We start from the raw sequence: 2387 nt of genomic DNA, 5'->3' as shown, positions 1-2387 counted from the left end.
GTCGACGGCCGCATCTTCGGCCGCGTCAAGGGCGGCTTCACTGTCGACCTCGACGGCGCCGTAGCCTTCCTGCCCGGCTCGCAGGTCGATATCCGTCCGGTGCGCGACGTCGCTCCGCTGATGGACATGACCCAGCCCTTCCAGATCCTCAAGATGGACCGTCGCCGCGGCAATATCGTCGTTTCGCGCCGCGCAGTGCTTGAAGAAACCCGCGCCGAACAGCGCAGCGAGCTGATCGACAAGCTGACCGAAGGCCAGGTGATCGACGGCGTCGTCAAGAACATCACCGACTACGGCGCCTTCGTCGATCTCGGCGGTATCGACGGCCTGCTGCACGTCACCGACATGAGCTACAAGCGCGTCAATCACCCGAGCGAGATGATCGAGATCGGCCAGTCGGTCACCGTCCAGATCATCCGCATCAACGAAGATACCCAGCGCATCAGCCTCGGCATGAAGCAGCTCGAAAGCGATCCGTGGGACGGCGTCGCCGCCAAGTATCCGATCGGCCTGAAGATGACGGGTACCGTCACCAACATCACCGAATATGGCGCCTTCGTCGAAATCGAGCCGGGCATCGAAGGCCTGGTCCACGTTTCGGAAATGAGCTGGACCAAGAAGAACGTCCACCCGGGCAAGATCGTTTCGACCTCGCAGGAAGTCGAAGTGATGGTGCTGGAAGTCGACAGCGACAAGCGCCGCATCTCGCTCGGCCTGAAGCAGGCCCAGCGCAACCCGTGGGAAGAGTTTGCCGAGAAGCACCCGGTTGGCACGAAGGTCACCGGCGAAGTCAAGAACGCGACCGAATTCGGCCTGTTCATCGGCCTCGATGGCGACGTCGACGGCATGGTTCACATGTCGGACATCGCCTGGGGCATCTCGGGCGAAGACGCGCTGGCCCTGCACCGCAAGGGTGAGCAGGTCGATGCCGTCGTTCTCGACGTCGATGTCGAGAAGGAACGCATCAGCCTCGGCATGAAGCAGCTCGAAAAGGGTGCTCCGACCGAAGCGGGTTCGGGCAGCAGCCTGCGCAAGAACGAGGTGGTCACCGTGACCGTTCTCGAAGTGCGCGACGGCGGCCTCGAAGTGCAGGTTGGCGACGACGGTGCGACCGGCTTCATCAAGCGTTCGGACCTCGGCCGCGACCGCGACGAACAGCGCCCCGACCGCTTCCAGCCCGGCCAGAAGGTCGACGCCATGGTCACCGGCTTCGACCGTTCGAAGAAGCCGAACTTCTCGATCAAGGCTCGCCAGATCCACGAGGAGAAGGAAGCCGTGGCACAGTTCGGTTCGTCGGACTCGGGTGCGTCGCTCGGCGACATCCTCGGCGAAGCGCTGAAGGCGAAGAAGGACTAAGCTCCTTCCCACCCTCAAGGGTAATCGGAAAGGCCCGCTTGCGAGATCCGCAGGCGGGCCTTTCCTACTTGCAGGATCGCGCTTAGGCTCCCACCTGCGACAGGCAACGAAAGGGACCGCGCCCATCATGCTCGAAATCCACCAGTTCCCCTGCCTGTCCGACAATTACGGCTACCTCGTCCACGATCCGGCAAGCGGCGAAACCGCAGCGATCGACACGCCCGATGGTGCGGAGTACCTGCGGCAGGCAGAAGCCAAGGGCTGGACGATCACCCAGATCTGGAACACCCACTGGCATCCCGATCACGCCGGCGGAAACCAGGCCATTGTCGAGGCCACCGGCGCGACTGTGATCGCTCCACATGAAGTCGAACGAATCTCCCCCATCGACCGGGTCGTCGGCAATGGCGATGCAGTCATGCTTGGGGATTGGCAGGCGCGCGTTATCGACGTGTCGGGCCACACCAATGGCCATGTCGCCTATCACATTGCCAAGGCCGACGTGGCTTTCGTGGGTGACAGCGTGTTTGCCCTGGGCTGCGGGCGCATGTTCGAAGGCCAGCCCGAACAGTTCTGGCACAGCCTCGATCGCATCCGGCAACTGCCCGACAACACGCTGCTCTATTGCGCACATGAGTACACTGCATCGAACGCCAGGTTCGCGGTGCATGCCGATCCCGACAATGCCGAGCTGCGGCTCTATGCCGCACAGGTGGAAGAGAAGCGCGCCAAGGGCGTGCCGACCGTTCCCACGGTGCTTTCGCGCGAACTGCTCACCAATCCCTTCCTCCGGGCCGACAGCGCCGATCTGCGCGACCGCTGGGGTGGGACGAATCCGGCTGAGACCTTCGCCGCCCTGCGCGCCGCCAAGGACAATTTCTAACCATGGCGATCCGGGGGTATCACGCGCACATCTATTTCGATCCGGAAGAGGTCGAAACCGCCCGTGCCTTCGCCAAGGCTGCGCACGACGCATTCGGTGTGCCGGTGGGCCATTTTCACCTGGCACCGGTCGTCCCGCATCCGCGCGG

Annotated in this window: 3 protein-coding genes; all 3 read left to right on the top strand. The window is 63.3% G+C overall.

Annotated features, from left to right (window positions below):
• A partial coding sequence (locus AAFM29_RS02960) for a 30S ribosomal protein S1 (RefSeq protein ID WP_341711337.1) occupies nucleotides 1–1356 on the top strand: 1356 nt, incomplete at its 5' end.
• A 127-nt stretch (nucleotides 1357–1483) separates the two neighbouring features.
• Entirely contained in the window at nucleotides 1484–2239 is a 756-nt protein-coding gene (gene gloB, locus AAFM29_RS02955) for a hydroxyacylglutathione hydrolase (RefSeq protein ID WP_341711336.1), read from the top strand.
• Between the two features lie 2 nt (nucleotides 2240–2241).
• A partial coding sequence (locus tag AAFM29_RS02950) for a DOPA 4,5-dioxygenase family protein (protein ID WP_341711342.1) occupies nucleotides 2242–2387 on the top strand: 146 nt, incomplete at its 3' end.

The organism is Erythrobacter sp. (genome assembly GCF_038133525.1).
Classification (GTDB): domain Bacteria; phylum Pseudomonadota; class Alphaproteobacteria; order Sphingomonadales; family Sphingomonadaceae; genus Qipengyuania.
The sequence above is the reverse complement of the archived record's forward strand: the minus strand, read 5'-3'. Positions and strand labels throughout refer to the sequence as shown.

What these genes read in the sequence shown, in the direction of transcription:
- gloB (WP_341711336.1), top strand. Translation starts at nt 1,484, where the DNA reads ATGCTCGAAATCCACCAGTTCCCCTGCCTGTCCGACAATTACGGCTAC.